The organism is Yunchengibacter salinarum (genome assembly GCF_037658235.1).
GTDB classification, from domain to species: Bacteria; Pseudomonadota; Alphaproteobacteria; order Sphingomonadales; family Kordiimonadaceae; genus Yunchengibacter; species Yunchengibacter salinarum.
Genome location: NZ_JBBJLN010000007.1, coordinates 85,974 through 106,564 on the forward strand (window position 1 = coordinate 85,974; position 20,591 = coordinate 106,564).

The 20,591-nt window shown below is 63.8% G+C and carries 15 protein-coding genes and 1 pseudogene; 8 read left to right on the plus strand and 8 right to left on the minus strand.

Annotation, left to right across the window (positions count from 1 at the left end; all coding sequences use genetic code 11):
• Window positions 1–49: 49 nt before the first annotated feature.
• From recJ to WGH93_RS09150, 3 genes are read right to left on the minus strand one after another with little or no spacing between them, the layout of a single operon-like run.
• Window positions 50–1,888 (minus strand): single-stranded-DNA-specific exonuclease RecJ, encoded by a 1,839-nt coding sequence (recJ, locus tag WGH93_RS09140; protein ID WP_374764575.1) that lies wholly within the window; start codon window positions 1,886–1,888, stop codon window positions 50–52.
• Window positions 1,885–2,886, minus strand: a complete 1,002-nt coding sequence (gene glpX / locus WGH93_RS09145; RefSeq protein ID WP_374764576.1) for a class II fructose-bisphosphatase — start codon at window positions 2,884–2,886, stop codon at window positions 1,885–1,887. The genes recJ and glpX overlap by 4 nt, the downstream gene beginning before the upstream one ends.
• 52 nt (window positions 2,887–2,938) lie before the next feature.
• Window positions 2,939–4,294: a homoserine dehydrogenase gene (locus WGH93_RS09150; RefSeq protein ID WP_374764577.1), complete on the minus strand. Its 1,356-nt coding sequence runs from the start codon at window positions 4,292–4,294 to the stop codon at window positions 2,939–2,941.
• Between the two features lie 280 nt (window positions 4,295–4,574).
• Between WGH93_RS09150 and WGH93_RS09155 the strand changes: the two genes are divergently transcribed.
• Complete coding sequence (locus WGH93_RS09155; protein WP_374764578.1) at window positions 4,575–6,386, plus strand: PHA/PHB synthase family protein; 1,812 nt, start codon at window positions 4,575–4,577, stop codon at window positions 6,384–6,386.
• Between the two features lie 332 nt (window positions 6,387–6,718).
• Here WGH93_RS09155 and WGH93_RS09160 read toward each other — a convergent pair whose 3' ends face one another.
• On the minus strand, window positions 6,719–7,648 hold the full coding sequence (locus WGH93_RS09160) for a hypothetical protein (protein WP_374764579.1): 930 nt from the start codon (window positions 7,646–7,648) through the stop codon (window positions 6,719–6,721).
• Between the two features lie 279 nt (window positions 7,649–7,927).
• Between WGH93_RS09160 and WGH93_RS09165 the strand changes: the two genes are divergently transcribed.
• Both WGH93_RS09165 and WGH93_RS09170 read left to right on the plus strand, forming a co-directional pair.
• Window positions 7,928–9,292, plus strand: a complete 1,365-nt coding sequence (locus WGH93_RS09165) for a M48 family metalloprotease (RefSeq protein WP_374764580.1) — start codon at window positions 7,928–7,930, stop codon at window positions 9,290–9,292.
• 141 nt (window positions 9,293–9,433) lie between these two features.
• The gene (locus WGH93_RS09170; protein WP_374764581.1) at window positions 9,434–10,219 is read left to right on the plus strand and encodes a DsbA family protein; all 786 of its coding nucleotides are present in this window, start codon (window positions 9,434–9,436) and stop codon (window positions 10,217–10,219) included.
• Window positions 10,220–10,349: 130 nt separating this feature from the next.
• Here WGH93_RS09170 and thiS read toward each other — a convergent pair.
• A pseudogene (thiS, locus tag WGH93_RS09175) lies at window positions 10,350–11,371 on the minus strand (sulfur carrier protein ThiS).
• A 129-nt stretch (window positions 11,372–11,500) separates the two neighbouring features.
• Between thiS and aroQ the strand changes: the two are divergent.
• The 4 genes from aroQ (at window position 11,501) to aat (ending at window position 14,706) form a co-directional block, all read left to right on the plus strand.
• Window positions 11,501–11,965 (plus strand): type II 3-dehydroquinate dehydratase, encoded by a 465-nt coding sequence (gene aroQ / locus WGH93_RS09180; RefSeq protein ID WP_374764582.1) that lies wholly within the window; start codon window positions 11,501–11,503, stop codon window positions 11,963–11,965.
• Window positions 11,966–12,059: 94 nt separating this feature from the next.
• Window positions 12,060–12,530, plus strand: coding sequence for an acetyl-CoA carboxylase biotin carboxyl carrier protein (accB, locus tag WGH93_RS09185; protein WP_374764583.1), 471 nt, complete (start codon window positions 12,060–12,062; stop codon window positions 12,528–12,530).
• A gap of 63 nt (window positions 12,531–12,593) precedes the next feature.
• Window positions 12,594–13,943 (plus strand): acetyl-CoA carboxylase biotin carboxylase subunit, encoded by a 1,350-nt coding sequence (gene accC, locus WGH93_RS09190; RefSeq protein ID WP_374764584.1) that lies wholly within the window; start codon window positions 12,594–12,596, stop codon window positions 13,941–13,943.
• A 73-nt stretch (window positions 13,944–14,016) separates the two neighbouring features.
• Entirely contained in the window at window positions 14,017–14,706 is a 690-nt protein-coding gene (aat, locus tag WGH93_RS09195) for a leucyl/phenylalanyl-tRNA--protein transferase (RefSeq protein WP_374764679.1), read from the plus strand.
• Here the strand turns inward: aat and WGH93_RS09200 are convergent.
• From WGH93_RS09200 to WGH93_RS09210, 3 genes are all read right to left on the minus strand, one after another.
• Window positions 14,649–15,203 carry a DUF2155 domain-containing protein gene (locus tag WGH93_RS09200; RefSeq protein ID WP_374764585.1) on the minus strand — a complete coding sequence of 185 codons (555 nt, stop codon included), beginning with the start codon at window positions 15,201–15,203 and terminating at the stop codon, window positions 14,649–14,651. The genes aat and WGH93_RS09200 overlap by 58 nt on opposite strands.
• The gene (mlaD, locus tag WGH93_RS09205; RefSeq protein ID WP_374764586.1) at window positions 15,190–15,657 is read right to left on the minus strand and encodes an outer membrane lipid asymmetry maintenance protein MlaD; all 468 of its coding nucleotides are present in this window, start codon (window positions 15,655–15,657) and stop codon (window positions 15,190–15,192) included. Before mlaD ends, WGH93_RS09200 begins: the two co-directional genes overlap by 14 nt.
• Before the next feature lie 116 nt (window positions 15,658–15,773).
• Entirely contained in the window at window positions 15,774–16,166 is a 393-nt protein-coding gene (locus WGH93_RS09210) for an NADH:ubiquinone oxidoreductase subunit NDUFA12 (protein ID WP_374764587.1), read from the minus strand.
• A 575-nt stretch (window positions 16,167–16,741) separates the two neighbouring features.
• Between WGH93_RS09210 and WGH93_RS09215 the strand changes: the two genes are divergently transcribed.
• Window positions 16,742–20,404, plus strand: a complete 3,663-nt coding sequence (locus WGH93_RS09215) for a vitamin B12-dependent ribonucleotide reductase (RefSeq protein WP_374764588.1) — start codon at window positions 16,742–16,744, stop codon at window positions 20,402–20,404.
• Window positions 20,405–20,591: the final 187 nt, after the last annotated feature.

Here is a 20,591-nt window from a genome sequence, read left to right on the forward strand (position 1 = left end):
GGCCGGGTCAACAGCTTTTTTGCCGGATCGACCAGGGGGCACCCCCGGCTTAAGCGCGGGCCGCATCATCCAGAATCAGTTCGACCCTTGGGCTGCCGGTCCACATATCCAGTTTCAGCTTGCCCGCCAGGTGGAAACGGCCCCCGATCCCCTGCAAAAGCGCATTGCCAAGGGTGCTGTCCGCCTCCCGGAAAGCGATAGCCTTCAGGCTGATGCCATCCCGGCCCTTCACGATCAGGCGCACATGGTTTTCGCCCACGCGATCCGCCTTGATCACCGCCATGTCCGGCAGGGCGAAACGCGGCCCCGGATTGCCCACGCCAAACGGCCCCACACGGGCAATGTCCGCCACCAGCTCCGGCGTGGCACCGCCCGCCGCGATTACCCCGTCCACCGACAGGCTGCGACTGGCCGACGCCTCGGCCACATTCCCCCCCAGAAAATCGTTCAGAAACCCCTCGAATTCGGCGATCTTGTCCCCCGCCACGGTCAGGCCCGCCGCCATGGCATGGCCGCCCCCCTTGATGAGCAGATTGCGCTGCACCGCCTCTATCACCGCGGCGCCCATATCCACGCCGGGCAACGAACGGGCGGAGCCCTTGCCCTCCCCGGTGCTGTCCAGGGCGATCACCACGCTGGGCCGGTGATAACGGTCGGTCAGGCGGCTGGCCACAATACCGATCACGCCGGGGTGCCAGCCTTCACCGGCGGCCACCACGACGGGGGGCGGCGACCCGGCAGGGCCGATGCGCCTCTCCACGCCGTTTTCCGCCGCGGCCAGTGTTTCGCTTTCCAGCGCGCGCCGCTCCGCGTTCAGGCGATCCAGTTCCTCGGCCAGCCGACGCGCGGTGGCCGGGTCTTCGGTGGTCAGCAGTTGCGCCCCCAGATCGGATCGCCCCACGCGACCGCCCGCATTCAGGCGCGGGCCCAGCAGAAAGCCCAGATGATAGGCGTCCGGCGCCTCTGACAGGCCGGCCACGTCACCAAGCGCGGCGAGCCCCGCATTTTCGCGCCGCGCCATCACCTTCAGCCCCTGCGCCACGAAGGTGCGGTTGAGCCCGGTCAGCGGCACCACATCGCACACCGTGCCAAGCGCCACCACATCCAGCACGCCGCGCAGGTCCGGCAGGCTGTGTCCGGGCACGCCGCCAAGCGCGCGCAGCCGCCTGAGCAGCGCCACCGCCAGCAGGAAACTGACCCCCACCGCCGCCAGTTGCCCCAGCCCGCTGGTGTCGTCCAGCCGGTTGGGGTTGATGACGGCCAGCGCTTCCGGCAACCGGGTTTCCGCCTTGTGATGGTCCACCACGATCACGTTCAGGCCGATGGCCGCCGCATGGGCCAGCGGCTCAAAGGCCAGAATGCCACAATCCACCGTGATGACCAGTTCGGCGCCATCCGCCTTCAAGCGGTCAAAGGCCGGCGCGTTGGGGCCGTATCCTTCCGTCATGCGGTCAGGGATATAAACCAGCGGATCGACACCCAGCGCGCGCAATGTGCGCACCAGCACCGCCGTGCTGGTGGCGCCGTCCACATCATAATCGCCGAAAATGGCGATGCGGCGCCGGTTCACCACCGCATGGGCCAGGGCTTCGGCCCCGCTGTCCATATCCATCAGAATGCTGGGGTCAGGCATGTCCTGCTTCAGCGACGGATCGAGAAAGGCAGGCGCGCTTTCCGGCGTCACACCGCGCGCGGCCAGCATCTGCCCCGCCACCTGCGGCAGGCCATGGGCCTGCGCCACCGCCTCGGCAATGCGTGGCTCAAAGGCGCGCAGCCGCCAGCCCTGCCCTTTCAGGGAGTGCGCAACCCCCAGCACCGGTTCGGGGGCGCCCCCTTTCGAAGATTGCGCCCCGCCTGATGGCCCGTCCGCTGCCTGCTGGCCGGTCAATCCGCGCTCTCCGCCACAAGATGTTCCGCCTGAATGGTCCGCACGGTGCGCGATGCCGAGCGCATGACCAGCGTTTCCGTGGTCAGCCGCCCGTCCCGCTTGTGCACGCCCTTGAGCATGGACCCGTCGGTCACGCCCGTGGCGCAGAAGATCACATGGCCGGACGCCATGTCCCGCTTGCTGTATTTCCTGTCCAGGTCGGTGATACCCCATTTGGCGGCGCGCTTGCGCTCGTCATCATTGCGGAACAGCAGGCGCCCCTGCATCCGCCCGCCCGTGCACCGCAGCGCCGCCGCCGCCAGCACGCCTTCGGGCGCACCGCCGGAGCCCATATAAATATCAATGGAGGTGACAGGGTCGGTGGTGGCGATCACGCCTGCTATATCCCCGTCCCCGATCAGATGCACCCGGCAACCCAGCGCGCGCAGCTCGTTGATCAGTTTGCCGTGGCGGGGCCGGTCCAGCACACAGACCGCGACATCCGCCACATCCTTGCCGGTGACCCGCGCATAGCTGTGGATATTGTCCGTCACGCTGCGGTCAAGATCCACCACGTCCTCAGGCAGCCCGGCACCCACGGCGATCTTGTCCATATACACATCCGGCGCGTTCAGCAGGCCGCCCTTTTCCGCCATGGCCATCACCGCCAGCGCATTGGGCATGGCCTTGGCGCAGATGGTGGTGCCTTCCAGCGGGTCCAGCGCGATATCCACCGCCGGGCCGCCAGCGCCAACCTTTTCGCCGATATACAGCATGGGGGCGGCATCCCGCTCCCCCTCGCCGATCACCACCGTTCCGTCGATATCCAGCCCGTTCAGCGCCTTTCGCATGGCTGACACGGCGGCGGCATCGGCCGCCTTTTCATCCCCCTTGCCTATGAACCCGCTGGCGGCGATCGCCGCCGCCTCGGTCACGCGGACCCCTTCCAGCACCAGAGTGCGGCTCAGATCCGCCGCGGTCTGGTCATGGCCCGTCGCGGGCGTCGCTGCTGTAGCCATCGGTTTTTCACTCCCCCTTTTTCAAAAACCGTGCGCTGCCGTGCCGAAGCGTTCAGGAAAACGCCTCGATCCGCAGCATGGTCGGTGCTTCCAGCACGCTTTCCAACGCATCGAAGCGCCCGATCACCTTGGAAATCCGCGCTTCGGTGGTTTCATGCGTGGTCAGCACGATATAAATGCCGCCGTCTTCCGGCTCGCCCCGTTGCAACAGGCTGTTGATGGACACGCCCTCATCGCCCAGCGCGCGGGTGATATCCGCCATCACGCCCGGCTGATCGGTCACCCGCAGGCGAATATAGAAAGTGCCCGTATGCGCTTCCGGCGAAACGGTCTCAAGTTGGGTCAGCTTGCCCGCGGGCACGCCCAGCGCCGGGCCGCCCGCGCCGCGCGCCACATCCACAATATCCGCCACCACGGCGGATGCGGTGGGGCCCTGCCCCGCGCCGGGGCCTTCATAGACGGTCTGCCCCACATAAGAGCCATGCACCACCACCGCATTGGTGGCGTTTTCCACCTTGGCGAGCGGCTCGCTTATGGGCACCATGGCCGGGTTGACGCGGGTTTCCAGCCCCTTTTCCGTGCGCTGGGCCACGCCAAGCAGGCGAATACGATAGCCCAGATCGCGGGCATAATCGATATCCACGGGCGCGATGGTGCGGATGCCCTCGGTGGGCAACTGGCTGAGGTCCGGCGCGGTGCCAAAGGCCAGCGCGGCCAGGATCGCCGTCTTATGGGCGGCATCGATGCCATCGATGTCAAAGGTGGGGTCTGCTTCCGCATATCCGAGGCGCTGGGCTTCCTCCAGCACCTCGCCAAAAGCCAGTTCCTCTTTTTCCATGCGGGTCAGGATATAGTTGCAGGTGCCGTTGAGAATGCCGTGCACGCTTTCGATCTCATTGGCCACCAGCCCTTCGCGCAGGGCCTTGATGCAGGGAATACCGCCGGCCACCGCCGCCTCGAAGCGCAGAAAGGCGCCTGTGCGTTCGGCGATCTCGGCCAGTTCCCGGCCATGGGTGGCGATCAGCGCCTTGTTGGCGGTCACGAAAGCCTTGCCGCGCTCAAGTGTTTCCCGCGCCAGCGCAAGGGCCGGGCCGTCGGACCCGCCGATCAGTTCCACCACCAGGTCCACATCGTCATGAGAGGCCACATCCACCGGATTGTCGCACCAGTGGAACGGCGACAGGTCCACCCCGCGATCGCGGCTGCGGTCCCGCGCGGAAACGGCGCGGATCGCCATGACCCGGCCAGAGCGGTCAGCCAGCTTTTCGCCCATTTCGTTGAAAATCCGCACCACGCCGGCGCCCACCGTACCAAGCCCGGCAATGCCGATGCCCAGCGTGTCGCCCCTGCCCTGATCCGCCTTTGCCTGATCGGCCGCCTGAGTGTTCGTCTTGCTGGATTTACCCATGGTACGCACTGGTTCCTTATGCCCGTTTGAAAACCCTGAAACATCAACCCGGCGCCCATCATGCCCGATACGGTTGACTCCCCCGCATGGATGGGGGGACAGTCTTGGGCTCGGGTCCCTGCGCGCCGATGTGTGGCTAGCTCTAATTCATTAGCCGCCGCCGTGCAATCGGCAAAACAGGCGCTGAGGGCCGGTCATCAGGGCGCATGACGCGCCGCGCGAACACGGGCCGCCGGGGCTGAACCGGACCGGGACAGCAACATCAGGGAGAGACGGGCAGATGAGCCAGAGTGACGATTTTATCGCAGCCCTCGGCGGAGAGCCGGACTTCGAGAAAATGAGCGAAACCATCATGGACGCGGCGGAAAAAAGCCGGACCATGGTGGAGGAATTCATGGACCAGCAGCCGGACGCCCTGCGCATGGCGCTGGACCCGATGAACCTTACCCCGGCGCTGCTGTCCTTTTCGCGCGATCTGATGAGTCGGCCTGACGTGCTGGTGCAGAACCAGATGGCCTTTTTCCAGGACTATATGAAACTGCTCGGCAATCAGAGCGCCTCGCTCAGCGGCGAGGAAGCGGAGCCGGTGATCACCCCCGGCAAGAGCGATCGCCGCTTCAAGAGCGAGGCATGGAGCGAGGAAGGGCCGTTCGACTTCATCAAACAGGCTTATCTGCTGGCCTCTCACTACACCATGGACACCATTGCCAAAGCCACAGACCTGGACACCCGGGACGAGCGCAAGCTGCACTTCTTCACCAAGCAGTATCTGGATGCGCTGTCCCCCAGCAATTACATGATGACCAACCCGGATGTGCTGCGCGAAACCCTGGACAGCAAGGGGCAGAACCTGGTTAAGGGTATGCAGCACCTGCTGGAGGATGTGGAGCGCGGCGACGGCGTTCCGATGATCAAGATGACCGATCTGGATGCCTTCGAAGTGGGCAAGAACCTGGCCGTAACACCCGGCAAGGTGGTCTATCGCAATGCCCTGTTCGAACTGATCCAGTACAGCCCCACCACGGAAACGGTCTATGAAGTGCCGCTGCTGATCTTCCCGCCCTGGATCAACAAGTTCTACATTCTGGACCTGAACGAGAAAAAGAGCTTTGTCCGCTGGGCGGTGGCGCAGGGCTACACGGTCTTCATGGTGTCCTGGGTGAACCCGGACGGCACATACGCGGACACCACGCTGGATGACTATCTGAAAGACGGCTATCTGGAGGCCATCCAGATCGCGCGGGAGATCACCGGCGCGGCCAGTGTCAACACCATCGGCTATTGCGTGGCGGGCACCATGCTGGCCGCCGTTCTCGCCTATCTGCATGAGGTGGGGGAGGAAAAGCAGGTGCGTTCCGCCACCTTCTTCACCGCCCAGGTGGACTTTTCCGAGGCCGGGGATCTGATGAACTTCGTCGATTCCGAGCAACTGGAATTCATCGACAAGCTGATGGAGGAAAAGGGCTATCTGGACAAGCGCTCCATGGCGCTGACCTTCAACATGCTGCGCTCCAACGACCTGATCTGGTCCTATGTGGTAAATAATTACCTTCTGGGCAAGGAGCCCATGGCCTTTGATCTGCTGTACTGGAACTGTGACAGCACCAATCTGGCGCGCGGGGTTCACAAGCAGTATCTGACCCACATGTACCACAATAACGACCTGATCAAGCCGGGAGCCATGACCCTGAACGGTGTGCCGATCGATATTCACAAGGTGGAAACGCCGTCCTATGTGCAGGCGGGCCGCGACGACCACATCGCCCCGGCCCAGTCCGTGTTCAAGATCACGGACCATTTCGGCGGGCCTGTGCGCTTCGTGCTGGCGGGCTCCGGCCATATTGCCGGGGTGATCAACCCGCCAGAGGCCAAGAAATACCAGTACTGGACCAATGACGAAAAGCTGACCGATTTTGACAGCTTCGTGGAAGGCGCCAAAGAGCACCCCGGCTCCTGGTGGCCGGACTGGCACAAATGGCTGTCGCGCCGGTCGGGCAAGAAAGTGGCCCCGCTGGACCCCGCCAAGGGCCCCTACCCGCCCCTGGCCGACGCGCCCGGCACCTATGTAAAAGCCAGGCCCACGGAAGATTAACTCTTTTCTGATTTCACGCCTTGGCGCTTCGCGCCCGGCTCCAAATGGGCGCCGCACTGGCAGAGGGCCACGGTCGTGGCCTCCGGCACTGCCGTGGGCAGCACCGGTAGAGGCAACGCCGGTGCGGGTAGGGCTGTTTTATTTCCGCTCACGCCTGAGCGCTTCGCGCTAAGGCTCCGCGAGGGCGCCGCAGGGGCGGCGGGGCGCGGTCGCGCGCTTTGTGTACCGCTCACGCAAGTGTGCTGCGCACACGCTCCGCTAGGGCGCCGCAGGGGCGGCGGGGCGCGGTCGCGCCCGTCGGATAGGTCCGTGCTGTGGCGGTAGGGCGGGTGTCAGCCGCCATTGGCGCCATGGGCACCGCTGGCATCGCCGCCATCAGAATCACCATCAGGGTCGGCGGAACCCTTTTCGCCGTTTTCGGTCTCACCCAACGCGCGCTGGCGGTCTTTCAGGCTGGTCTGAAGGCGCTTCAGCCTGTCGATCCGGGTTTGAAGGCGGTCTTCCAGCGCCGCCGCGTCGGTGCGGCTGGCATTAGCCGCGCTGTCCAGATGAAAGCGACGCACCGCGCCTTCTTCGTCAAGCTCCAGGCGGAAATCGCCCAGCACCCCTTCAAGCTGGGTCATGGCATCCCCAAGGGCGCCGCGTGCGGTTGCGCTGACCCGATCCTCGCTTTGCAGGACAGAGACCAGCCCGCCGATCCGGCTCAGCCCCGCCGTGCCGCCGAGCCCACCGGTCAACAGGCCGGATCGCCCGGCCAGCAGGTGGCCCCGCTCCGCCAGCAGGGTTTCCCGCGCGCCTTCCAGCGCATCGAGCGCGGCCTTCAGCGCCGTGCGATCCTCGCCCTCATCCGCCTTTTCCAGCGAGGCGCGCACCTGCTTGATGGCGTCCTCGATACTGGCAAGGCGCGCCGTGCGATTGCCCAGCAGCAGGGATTGCAGATCGACGGGCCTGCCCGTGGCCGCGGGGCCTGTGCTCAGCATGTCTTCGTCGTCCAGATCGCCGACGCGGGTTCCCGTCTGCGCACCCGCGCCGCTGGCACCTGTGGCACCGCCAGCCGTTTCATCCGATTGCCGTGATTGGCCGAACACGCCCCCCGGTGTCAGCAAAATGGCCAGGAACAGCGCCAGAGCCGATACCAGCCCCAGCCGCACAGTGGCGCCAAGCGGCAAGCCCCGGCGGGTGGCGCCGAAATGCTCGCCCCCGGAAGGTCGGGGCTGTTTTGAAGACGTGCGCCCCGAAGGCGTGCGCGCGTGAAACGTCATGGTCATGCTCTCTCCGCTGTCGTGCCGGGCCGTTTTTTCCTGTCCCCGTGTCACGGCTCAACCGCATCACGCCCAGCCCCGCATCACAAGGGGCCAGCGACCAGCCGTGCCGTCCGTGGGACGGGATGCCGAACCGGTCGCGGGGCCAGAGCCGGTTACGGAACCAGAGCCGGGAACAGTTTAGCAGGAAGATGCCGTCCACGCAGCCAATTCATTGACCGTTCACAGACCCGGCCCTAATGTAACCGCCTGATGCCAATTCGCTGGAAAGAGGCGCCCGTGCGATTTCGCCTGTCCCATATCTTTCTGCTGCTGGCCGCGCTGGTGTGGCCATGGCAGACCGCGCACGCCCAGAGCCTGTTGCGCGATGCGGAAACCGAATCCTTTCTGCGGGACATTTCCAATCCGATCTTCGAGGCCGCCGGCCTGACCCCGGAAAGTGTCCGCATCTATATCGTCAATGATCAAAGCCTGAATGCCTTTGTCACGGGCGGGCAGAACGTCTTTCTCAATTCCGGCCTGATCATGCGGGTGGACAATGTGAATCAGCTCAAGGGCGTGATCGCCCACGAGACCTGCCACATCGCCTGTGGCCACTCGGTCACCCGCCGCGCCGCCATGGGGAATATGGGGCTGATGTCCGCCGTTTCCATGGTGCTGGGCGCGGCCGCCATCGCGCTGGGCGGCGGCGATGCGGGCATGGGGGTGATGATGGCCGGGCAGAACGCGGCGCAGCGCAATTTCCTGTCCCACACCCGCTCGGAAGAAAGCACGGCGGATCAGGCGGCGCTGGACTATCTGAATGCGGTGGAGGCCAGCGGCGAAGGGCTGATGGCGTTTCTGGACACGCTGCGGGATCAGGAAGTGCTGGCCAATGTACGCCAGGACCCTTATGTACGCAGCCACCCGATCGGTCGCCAGCGCCTGCTGGCCCTGCAAAAGCGGGTGGAAAGCTCCGACTATTATGGCGATCCGCCAAACCGGGACCATGACCGCCGCCTGAAACGAATCCAGGCCAAGATGGTGGGTTATCTGAAAAATCCGCAGGCCACGGTGAATGAATATCCCCCGGATCGGGACCAGAGCGTCAACGCCCACTATGCCCGCGCCTATGCCTATCACAAGGCGCTGGAATGGGACTGGGCGCTGGAAGAAGCCAACGCCCTGATCGAGGCGGAGCCGGACAATCCCTTTTTCCACGAGATCAAGGGCCAGATTCTGTTCGAGGCGGGGCGCATTCAGGACAGCCTGCCCGTCTTCCGCGAGGCGGTTAGCCTGGCACCGGAAGAGCCCCTGCTGATCGCCGCGCTGGGGCAGGCGCTGGTGGCCACCGACAATACGGACCATTACAAGGAAGCGACCAGAGTGCTGCGCCGCGCCACCCGGCTGCAACCGGACAACAGCTTTGCCTGGTTCCAGATGGCCCGCGCCTATGCCGCGCTGGACAAGACCGCGCTGGCCAACCTGGCCACGGCGGAACGCTATTACAGCGGCGGGGTGGCCCATATGGCCGCCCGGCACGCCCACCGCGCCATGGAGGAACTGGACAAGGGCACGGCGGACTGGCTGCGCGCACAGGACATTTTCCTGGTCACCAAGGATGCGGCGGAAAGATCATCCCGCCAGCAGCGTCGCCGCCGTTAAGCCGGCCTTTGCCATGCCGGGACGGCCTTCACACGGCGCCCCGCCCCATGTGACAAGGTTGTGAACACCCCTTGCCGCACAAGGCTTCAGCGGTCATAACCGACACCTGATCGAAATTGAAAACCAAAAGGATGGTTCGCCATGCGCCCCCTGTTTGCTTTCCTGTCAGCGCTTGCCCTTCTCGGCCTTGCAACCGGCGCGAGCCTGTCAGGCCATGCCCAATCGACGAACGACACCGGTGCCGACGCCGCCGAGACGGAAAAAATCCGCCGCGTGATCGATGCCTATCTGGAAGAAAACCCGGAAATCGTCGTGCAGGCCATCCAGACCTGGCAGAAGCGCCAGCAAATGGCCCGCATCCTGCCCAAGGTGGAACTGTACCGCGGCACGCTGACCGCCGAGGACGCGCCCCAGATGGGCAATCCGCAGGGTGATGTGACGGTGATCGAGTTTTTCGATTATCGCTGCGGTTTCTGCCGCCGCCATTTCCCCGCCGTGCGCAAGCTGGTGAAGGAAGACGGCAATATCCGCTTCATGCCCAAGCAGTTCCCCATTCTGGATCAGGAAGGCAGCGCGCAAATGTCCCGCATGGCGGCCCGCGCCGCGCTGGCCGCGCATCGCCAGGACGCGTTCGGTGAATATCACACCGCCCTGATGACGCGGGACGGCAGCCTGACCGAACAGACACTCTATGACGTGGCCGCCGAACTGGGGCTGGATGTGGCGCAACTGAAAGATGACATGGGCCACAAGCTGGTGGAAAAGCGGATTCAGAACAATCTGGCCATTGGCCGGGATATCGGCTTTTCCGGCACCCCCGCCTATATCATTGGCGACGAGATCATTCAGGGCGCGGAGGGCTATGGCGCCCTGAAGAACGCCGTGGCCAAGGCCCGCGCCAAGAACGCGGAAGACAGTGGCCGCTGATCCGCGCCGCCGCGCACCGCGCCGGAGACATGAAAACCCCGCCCCGACAATCCGGGGCGGGGTTTTTCCGTCAATGATCCCATGGCCCAGGCCGGGATATGGGCCTGACCCCGAACCGACCTGAACGGTTCTAGATCAGACCGGCCAGCGGCGAACTGGGATCGGCATATTTTTTCCTTGGCATACGCCCGGCCAGATAGCTGTCCCGGCCCGCCTGAACCGCCCGGCGCATGGCCCGCGCCATGCGCACCGGGTCTTTAGCTTCGGCAATGGCGGTGTTCATCAGCACCCCGTCGCAGCCAAGCTCCATAGCCTGTGCCGCATCGGAAGCAGCCCCGACCCCCGCATCCACCAGCACCGGCACACGCGCCTGTTCCAGCAGCAGCCGGATCTGCACCGGATTCTGGATGCCCAGCCCGGACCCGATGGGCGCGCCCAGCGGCATGATCGCCACGCAACCGATTTCCTCCAGCCTGCGGGCCATGATCGGGTCATCATTGCAATAGACCATCACCTGAAAACCATCATCCACAAGCTGCTCGGCGGCGCGCAGGGTCTCGACCATATCGGGATACAGGGTCTTCTTGTCGCCCAGCACTTCCAGCTTCACCAGCGACCAGCCGCCCGCTTCCCGCGCCAGACGCAGCGTCCGCACGGCATCCTCGGCAGTGAAACAGCCCGCCGTATTGGGCAGATAGGTCACCTTGTCCGGGTCCACATAGTCCATCAACACCGGCTGGCTGGGGTCGGACACGTTCACCCGCCGCACCGCCACGGTCACGATTTCCGCGCCACTGGCCGCCACGGCGCGGGCGGTTTCGTCAAAATCCCTGTATTTGCCGGTTCCCACGATCAGGCGGGATTGATAGCGCCGCCCGGCCAGTTCCCAGCCGTCATCCTGTTGTTCGCGATCCGTTACCTGCTGTGCGTTCACGCCGTACCCCCGCCAATAAAATGCACTATTTCCAGCCGGTCGCCGTCGGCCAGCCGGGTTTCTTCAAATGTGGACCGGGGCACAATTTCCAGATTGCGCTCCACCGCCACTTTCCTTGGGTTCAGCCCCAGTGTTTCCAGAAAGGCGTGGACGGTGAGGCCGTCCCCGCCCTCATCCGCGTCCACATCCCTTGTTTCGCCATTGACGATCAATCGCACTGTCGGCCCCTGTTGGAGTGTTGAAATCCGGGGTGAGCATCCCGCCACCCCTTGGCCTTCTCTCACATATGGCATTATATGGTACGCATCAAGCAGAGGCCGCCGGCACATATTCGGGGAGCAGCCACCATGACCGACACCACACCGCCAAGGGAAATCATTGTTCTGGGCGGCCCCAATCTCAATCTTCTGGGCACCCGCGAGCCGGAAATCTACGGCACCACCACGCTGTCGGCCATTCATGAGGGGCTGGCCCGGCAGGCACACCGGCTGGACCTGCGGCTGGATTGCCGGCAGACCAACCATGAAGGCACACTGATCGACTGGGTGCAGGAAGCCGGGCGCTCGGCTGACGGGCTGATTCTGAACGCGGCAGCCTATACCCACACATCGCTGGCCCTGCGCGATGCGGTGGCCGCCCTGTCCATACCCGTGATCGAAGTGCATCTGAGCAATATTCATGCACGGGAGACCGTGCGCCACACATCGATGATTGCGCCGGTGGTCTCCGGCAGCATTGTCGGGCTCGGCGCGCGGGGTTACACGCTTGCGCTTCAGGCCCTCTCGGATATGCTGGCGCCCGATTCACCATGAAGCCGCCCCGTCGGACGGGGTCTGCCGCGCCGAACAGCGGTCGCCCGGAAAGACGGCGCCGCCGCTCTTGGCCGTCGCAAGGGGAGAGCCGACCATGTCCAAGATGAATGATTACCGCGACCTGATCCGTGAACTTGCGGAGATGCTGGATAAATCCACCCTGTCGGAGATCGAGGTGGAGGAAGACGAATTCCGCATCCGCGTTGCGCGCGAAACCACCGCGCCCGGCTATGCCGCGGCCCCGGCTCCCGCTGCGCCGCAGGCTCCGGCGCCCGCGCCCGCACCCGCGGCGGAAAGCGCCCCGGCCAGCGCCGCCCCGTCAGTGGATGACGCCAGCATCGTACCGGCGCCCATGGTGGGCACGGTCTACACAGCGCCCTCGCCGGACGAGCCTGCCTTCATCAAGGTGGGGGACAAGGTGAATGCGGGGGACACCATCTGCATCATCGAGGCCATGAAAGTGATGAACCAGATCAACACGCCCCATGGCGGCACGGTCAAGGAAATCCGCTTCGTCAATGGCGAACCGGTGGAATATGGCGAACCGCTCTGCGTGATTGCCTGACGCCGCACCCTTCAGAAAATCGGCATTGCCGCACCCCATCAGGTCGCCTGCTCAGGAGAGCGCATGTTCAAGAAAGTCCTTATCGCCAACCGCGGCGAAATCGCCCTGCGCATTCACCGGGCCTGCCACGAAATGGGCATCGCCACGGTGGCCGTCCACTCCACCGCCGACGCGGACGCCATGCATGTGCGTCTTGCGGACGAATCGGTCTGCATCGGCCCGCCGCCGTCAGCGAAAAGTTATCTGAACATTCCCGCCATAATGGCCGCGGCGGAAGTGTCCGGCGCCGATGCCATCCATCCGGGCTATGGCTTCCTTTCGGAAAACGCCAAATTCGCCGAGATCGTGGAAGACCACGGCATCACCTTTATCGGCCCCACGGCGGAACATATCCGCAAAATGGGCGACAAGATCACCGCCAAGGAAACCATGAAGGCCCTGGGCGTGCCCGTGGTACCGGGCTCCGACGGCGGCGTGACGGACGACGCCACCGCCGCCCGCATCGCCGCGGACATCGGCTATCCGGTGATCGTCAAGGCGGCATCCGGCGGCGGCGGGCGCGGCATGAAGGTGGTGGAAAAGGCGGATGACCTGCCCGGCGCCCTCACCGCCTGCCGCAACGAGGCGGCAGCATCCTTCGGCGATGACGCGGTCTATATCGAAAAGTTCCTGGGCCGCCCCCGCCACATTGAATTCCAGATCCTGGGCGACACTCACGGCAATTGCGTCCATCTGGGGGAGCGGGACTGCTCCCTGCAACGGCGCCACCAGAAAGTGCTGGAAGAAGCGCCCTCCCCCGTGATCGATGCCGAAACCCGCGCCCGCGTGGGCAAGCTGGTGGCGGACGCCATGGCCCAGTTCGGCTATCGCGGCGCGGGCACCATCGAATTTCTGTATGAAGATGGGGAATTCTTTTTCATTGAAATGAATACCCGCCTTCAGGTGGAACACCCGGTGACCGAAATGATCACCCGGATCGACCTGGTGCGGGAACAGATCCGCGTGGCCAGCGGCGAGGAACTGGGCTATGGTCAGGAAGACATCCACTTTTCCGGGCACGCCTTTGAATGTCGCATCAATGCGGAAGACCCGGACACCTTCGCCCCCTGCCCCGGCACCATCACCCAATATCACGCGCCGGGCGGCCTGAATGTCCGCGCGGACAGCGGCGCCTACGCCGGGTATCGCATTCCGCCCCACTATGACAGCATGATCGCCAAGCTGATCGTATCCGGCCACACCCGCGCGGGCGCCCTGCTGCGGCTTCGTCGATCGCTGGAGGAATATGTGATCGAGGGGATCAAGACCACCCTGCCGCTTCATCGCGACCTGGTGGAAAACGAAGATTTCAAGGCAGGCGAATACGATATACACTGGCTGGAGAAACTGCTGAAGGCCAAGCAGGGCGGATAAGGCGTCGCCCGGCATGGGCGGCACCATTAGCCGCGACCAGGAGGCCAAGCGCCATGAAACGACCGGGACAATCATGCTGAATGACGCCCAGGGGGTCGGGGAACCCGACCCCATCACGCCGGATATCGTGATCAAGGCTTATGCATCCGGCATTTTCCCCATGGCCGAGGACCGGGGCGACGGGGAACTGTTCTGGCTGGACCCGGACCAGCGCGGCATTGTACCGCTGGACCGCTTCCACATCCCCGGCTCCCTGGCGAAACGCATTCGCCAACAGCCCTTTGTGGTCCGGGTGGACAGCGCCTTTGACGAGGTGGTCAAGGGCTGCGCGCAGTCCCGCAGCGGGCGGGAGACCACATGGATCAGCCATCGCATCCAGGATATCTTCACCCGCCTGCACCGGCGCGGCCATGCCCACAGCGTGGAATGCTGGCAAGGGGATGACCTGGTGGGCGGTCTGTACGGCCTGGCCCTGAAGGGCGCTTTTTTCGGCGAAAGCATGTTCCACACAAAACGCGACGCCAGCAAGGTTGCGCTGGTCTATCTGGTGGCACGGCTGCGCGCGGGTGGCTTTACCCTGCTGGACACCCAGTTCGTCACGCCCCATCTGGCCCGCTTCGGGGCGCTGGAAATTCCCCGCGGCGAGTATCAGGCCCGGCTGCGTGATGCCATGATGCGGGAGGCGGATTTCACCCGGCTGGACCGTCAACCGGACGCGGACGATCCGTCCGCCATTTTACACCTGAGCACCCATACATCGTAAACCGGATGCTCCAGCCCGTGCAGGCCGGGGCTTGACGCCATCATCCAGCCCTGAAAAACCGGCCCCTCGGCGCCCGCCTCATTGCGGCGCCCGGAATCGGTGATGGTCAGATAGGCGAACGTTTCCGGTGGTTCGATCGGCGGGCGGGACCGGCAATAGCGCGCCTTGATGGTCAGGGTGCCGAAAGAGCGGCTTTCCCCCACCGGAATGACGATCTCCGTGGTGCGGGCGGTGATCTTGTCCAGCGCGCGCAGGACCACGGCACGGGCATCCCGGCCCGGCTGTTCCGCCGGCACGGCTGGCAGGGCGTCAGGCTCGCTGCGGGATATGCCCGCATCCTGTGCCATCAGGCCGGGCATCGGGGCCAGTATCAGCCAGCCCGACAGCAACAGCGCCAGCGCCACCGCCGCGCGGGCTGGACGGGACCAAAAGCGGGGACGGATACCCGCCCGGCGTGCCACCCCGCCCGGCCAGATTCCGGGTTCAGTTATTGCCACCGGACTCATTGCCGCCGCTGTCACTGACCATGAATTTGCCGATCAGCCCCATCAGATCGACCGAATCCTGCGTTTCCGAAATCTCATCGCCGGGGGCCAGCATGTCGGGCATCCCACCCGGAATGACCGCAAGATATTTGCCGCCCAGCAGGCTTTCGGAGGTTACGGCCACGGCGGTATCCGTGGGCAGGTCGATCCCGTTACGCACGGAAAAGGTAACCACGGCCTGATAGGTCTTGGGGTCAATGCGCTGGTCCACCACCGTGCCCACCTTGATGCCGGACAGGCGCACATCGCCCCCCATCGTCAGGCCATCGATCTTGTCGAAACGGGCTTGCAGGGTATAGCCATTGCCCACCGACGCTTCCGACTGGTCATAGGCAAACACCAGAAACCAGCCTGCCACCACCAGCACCAGAGCACCGATCACGGATTCGATCAGATTGCTAGACACGGCTTCATCCTTTCTCCGCCGGGAATGGCCCGGCGCCATGCTCAAGCGGGCAACGCCCCCCGGTTCACAGCGAACCGACAGACGACACCCCGCATTTCAAGGGGAATCGCCCGGCCCTATTCCGGCTTCCAGGCTTCATAATCCCCGGTGGTTGCGGCCCGGTCACTGGCGCGCCACAGGCTGCCGGGCGGGAAATAGGCCCCGTCCGTGCCGGTCAGATTGGGTTTGTGATCCTTTTCCCAGCTTTGGCGCTTGAGCGGCTTTTCGCTGGGCGGGTCATCCACCATGCGATGCAGCCACGCATGCCATTCCGGGGGCACCCGGCTTGCTTCCACCGGGCCACCCTTATAGATGACCCAGCGGCGATCACCGCCCTTTTCGCGGTAATACAGGTTCCCGGCCTCGTCCTCACCAACCTTCACGCCCTTGCGACTCGTGAACAGGCGCGTGCCGATCGTGGCGGAATTCCACCAGGTGAAAACGGGCGACGAAAAGATCTTTCCAAGCATGAACAGCCTCTCGCTGACAGCGCCCTGAGATGCGGGCTTTTCGTTGTTCGGCGAGGGTTTTACAAACCCCCATGCCGGTCACGGGCGGTCTCTAGCACGTTTCCCCCCACAGGTGAAGCGTGCAGACGCACATTGACGCCCGGATCGCACGCCGAAAATGTGAAAATCGGGGGCATCGCACCGCCATCCACACACCCCTTTCTTAACATCAACCGCCAACCTTTTGCACCACCACGAGTCGAGCCGGAGAGGCCGATCCGACCCCCTGTTTGTCAACGGCAATGATTTGGATTTTCCACTTGGCAAAGGCATGATCCAAACATAACGTTGTGGGCGCCCAAGGAGGCACACCCCATATGTTGTGTCGGCGCGTTTGTCGGCACCAGTGATTGCACTGGTCGTTGGCATGTCGCCGAATGTCCTTATCCGGGGGCTTGGGGCATAATAGTTTTATAGCAAACGCGCGCGATGCGTGGCCTGAGCAAATACTATAAGGTGGGTACAGGGGCCCGCCAGAGCTCGGTTCACCGGCCACCATGACGGGCGCGCGTCATGATTTCAGGGGGGCACGACCCATGCGCATCGAAAGACATTACACCAAGGCGGGCGAAAGCCCTTATGCACAGTTGGACTGGACCACCTCCACGAGCGAGATTCGCAATCCCGATGGCAGCGTGGTGTTCGCCATGCCCGAAGTGGAGGTGCCCGCCACCTGGAGCCAGGTGGCCACCGATGTTCTGGCACAGAAATATTTCCGCAAGGCCGGGGTGCCAAAGGCCCTCAAGCCGGTGGAAGAAAACGATGTGCCGTCCTGGCTGTGGCGCCGCAAGGCCGATACCCAGGCCCTGAAGGACCTGCCCGAATCCCAGCGCACCTGTCATGAATCCAGCGCCAAGCAGGTGTTCGACCGGCTCGCCGGCACCTGGACCTATTGGGCCTGGAAGGGCGGCTATTTCGATGCGGAAGACGATGCCCGCGCCTATTTCGACGAAATGCGCTACATGCTGGCGAGCCAGATGGCCGCGCCCAACAGCCCGCAATGGTTCAATACCGGGCTGCACTGGGCCTATGGCATCGACGGCCCGGCCCAGGGCCACCATTATGTGGACTACAAGACCGGCAAGCTGGTGAAGTCCAAAAGCGCCTATGAGCACCCGCAGCCCCATGCCTGCTTCATCCAGTCCGTGGGGGATGATCTGGTGAATGAAGGCGGCATCATGGACCTGTGGACGCGGGAAGCGCGCCTGTTCAAATACGGCTCCGGCACCGGCACCAATTTCTCATCCATTCGCGGCGAAGGGGAGCCGCTGTCCGGCGGCGGCAAGTCCTCCGGCCTGATGAGCTTTCTCAAGATCGGCGACCGGGCGGCGGGCGCGATCAAGTCCGGCGGCACCACACGGCGGGCCGCCAAGATGGTGGTGGTGGATATCGACCACCCCGATATCGAAAGTTTCGTGAACTGGAAAGTGGCGGAAGAACAAAAGGTTGCCGCGCTTGTTTCAGGCTCCAAGCTCAATGAGATCCATCTCAACCGGGTGATGAAAGCCTGCCATGAGCAAAAGGACGCGCTCGGCGACAAGGCTTTCGACCCGCGCGAAAACAAGGCGCTGAAGCGGGAAATCCTGGCCGCGCGCAAGCTGCACCTGTCGGAAAACTATATTCAGCGCGTGATTCAGTTCGCGCGGCAGGGCTTTGCGTCGATCGAGTTCACCACCTATGACACGGACTGGGATTCGGAAGCCTATCTGACCGTTTCGGGCCAGAATTCCAACAATTCCATCCGCGTGACCGACGCCTTCATGGATGCGGCCCGCACCGGCGGGGACTGGGCGCTGACCAACCGCAAGGACGGCGCCGTGGCGCGCACCATCAATGCCGCCGAGCTGTGGAGCGATGTGGGCTATGCCGCCTGGTCCTGCGCCGATCCTGGTATTCAGTTCCACACCACCATCAATGACTGGCACACCTGCCCCAATTCAGGGGAAATCCGGGCGTCCAATCCGTGCTCGGAATACATGTTCCTGGATGACACCGCCTGCAATCTGGCCAGCCTGAACCTGATGACCTTCCGCGAGAAAGCGGGCGGCTTCGATGTGAAGGGCTTTCAACATGCCTGCCGGCTGTGGACATTGACGCTGGAAGTGTCCGTGATGATGGCACAGTTCCCATCCAGAGAGATCGCGCGGCTGTCCTATGATTTCCGCACGCTGGGGCTGGGCTATGCCAATCTGGGCGGCCTGCTGATGAGCCTGGGCCATTCCTATGACAGCGTGGCGGGCCGGGCGCTTTGCGGCGCCATCACCGCGCTGATGACGGGGCAAGCCTATGCCACCTCCGCCGAAATGGCCGGTGAACTTGGCGCTTTCCCCGGCTACAAGAAGAATGCGGAGCCCATGCTTCGGGTGATCCGCAATCACCGCCGCGCGGCCTATGGCCAGACGGACGGCTATGAGGCCCTGAACACCCGCCCCGTGCCGCTGGATATCGCCCACTGCCCGGACCAGAAGCTGGCCGGGGCCGCGGGCGCCGCATGGGATCGGGCGCTGGAGCTGGGCGAACAGTTCGGCTTCCGCAATGCCCAGGCCACCGTGGTCGCCCCCACCGGCACCATTGGCCTGGTGATGGATTGCGACACCACCGGCATTGAACCCGATTTCGCGCTGGTCAAGTTCAAGAAGCTGGCGGGTGGCGGCTATTTCAAGATCATTAACAGGATCGTTCCGCAAGCCCTTGATGTTCTTGGATATTCAAAAGACGAACGAAAAGCCATCGTGGACTATGCCGTGGGCCATGGCACGCTGGAAGACGCGCCGGGCGTGGATTTCAAGGCCCTGCGCCAGAAAGGCTTCGGTGACCGGGAGATCGATATTCTGCGCCAGCAGTTGAAGAACGCCTTCGACATCAAGTTCGTCTTCAACCAATGGACTCTGGGCGCCGATTTCTGCCGGGACACGCTCGGCTTCACCGATGCCCAGCTTACCGACATGACCTTCGACATGCTGAAGGCGCTCGGCTTCAGCCGCGACCAGATCGACGCCGCCAACCTGTATTGCTGCGGCGCGATGACGCTGGAAGGCGCGCCCCATCTGAAAGAAGAACATTACAGTGTGTTCGACTGCGCCAACCCCTGTGGCAAGGTGGGCAAGCGCTATCTGTCCTGGGAAAGCCATATCCGCATGATGGCGGCGGCCCAGCCCTTTATTTCCGGGGCCATTTCCAAAACCATCAACATGCCCGGCTCGGCCACGATCGAGGACTGCATGAAAGCCTATGAGCTGAGCTGGTCGCTGGCTGTGAAGGCCAATGCGCTGTATCGGGACGGCTCCAAGCTGAGCCAGCCGCTGTCCACGGCGCTGGTGGACAGCGACGACCTGGACGAGGACGAGCCGGTCGGCGAACGCACCGCGCAAATGGCCGAGAAAGTGGTGGAACGCATCGTCACCGTGGAGCGGGAAGCCGCCCGGCGCGCGCGCCTGCCCGAACGGCGCAAGGGCTATACCCAGAAAGCCATGGTGGGCGGCCACAAGGTCTATCTGCGCACCGGCGAATATGACGATGGCTCGCTTGGGGAAATCTTCATCGACATGCACAAGGAAGGGGCCGCCTTCCGATCGCTGATGAACAATTTCGCCATCGCCATCTCCATCGGCCTGCAATATGGCGTGCCGCTGGAGGAATTCGTGGATGCCTTCACCTTCACCCGCTTCGAGCCCTTTGGTCGGGTGGAAGGCAATGACACGATCAAAATGGCCACATCCCTGCTGGATTATATCTTCCGCGAACTGGCGATTTCCTATCTGGGCCGGGAAGACCTGGCCCATGCCGCACCAGCGGATTTCCACCCCGACACCACCGGTCGCGGCGACAAGGCGGACGGCCTGCCGGAACTGGACGACGAAGTGACCGAAGCCCTGGAACGGGTGCAGGCGCTGGCATCCACCGGCTATGTGCGCGGCAGCAAGCTGACCGATATTGGCCGGACCCGGAAAGACGGCGATCCCGCCCCCTCGTCGGACGGGGAAACTGCGGTGAAAGCCGAGGTGGCAACCGCCGAACGGGTGACCATGGGCACCGCCATGGCCAATGGAGCCACCGATGCCACCGCCGATGCCCGCCTGGCGGCCCGCATGAAAGGCTATGAGGGGGATGCCTGCGGGGACTGCGGCAATTTCACGCTGGTCCGCAATGGCACCTGCATGAAATGCGACACCTGCGGCGCCACAAGCGGCTGTAGCTGAGGGTCCGGGGCCACGCCGGCCCCGCCATTATCCAGACCCCCGGCGCCCCGGTGCCGGGGGTTTTTTCATGGGTGATCACGTGTCGGCCCGATAAATTGGTCAACAATGTTAACCAAGGATTGATCTCCGCTATGGTGCAGGGTTAAATCATATCGGTTTCACAAAATGTTTAGAGATTGAGCGCATA

What these genes read in the sequence shown, in the direction of transcription:
- WGH93_RS09170 (WP_374764581.1), top strand. Translation starts at nt 9,434, where the DNA reads ATGCGCCCCCTGTTTGCTTTCCTGTCAGCGCTTGCCCTTCTCGGCCTT.
- glpX (WP_374764576.1), bottom strand. Translation starts at nt 2,886, where the DNA reads ATGGCTACAGCAGCGACGCCCGCGACGGGCCATGACCAGACCGCGGCG.
- accB (WP_374764583.1), top strand. Translation starts at nt 12,060, where the DNA reads ATGTCCAAGATGAATGATTACCGCGACCTGATCCGTGAACTTGCGGAG.
- WGH93_RS09150 (WP_374764577.1), bottom strand. Translation starts at nt 4,294, where the DNA reads ATGGGTAAATCCAGCAAGACGAACACTCAGGCGGCCGATCAGGCAAAG.
- WGH93_RS09215 (WP_374764588.1), top strand. Translation starts at nt 16,742, where the DNA reads ATGCGCATCGAAAGACATTACACCAAGGCGGGCGAAAGCCCTTATGCA.
- WGH93_RS09160 (WP_374764579.1), bottom strand. Translation starts at nt 7,648, where the DNA reads ATGACGTTTCACGCGCGCACGCCTTCGGGGCGCACGTCTTCAAAACAG.
- WGH93_RS09155 (WP_374764578.1), top strand. Translation starts at nt 4,575, where the DNA reads ATGAGCCAGAGTGACGATTTTATCGCAGCCCTCGGCGGAGAGCCGGAC.
- accC (WP_374764584.1), top strand. Translation starts at nt 12,594, where the DNA reads ATGTTCAAGAAAGTCCTTATCGCCAACCGCGGCGAAATCGCCCTGCGC.
- WGH93_RS09210 (WP_374764587.1), bottom strand. Translation starts at nt 16,166, where the DNA reads ATGCTTGGAAAGATCTTTTCGTCGCCCGTTTTCACCTGGTGGAATTCC.
- aat (WP_374764679.1), top strand. Translation starts at nt 14,017, where the DNA reads ATGCTGAATGACGCCCAGGGGGTCGGGGAACCCGACCCCATCACGCCG.
- aroQ (WP_374764582.1), top strand. Translation starts at nt 11,501, where the DNA reads ATGACCGACACCACACCGCCAAGGGAAATCATTGTTCTGGGCGGCCCC.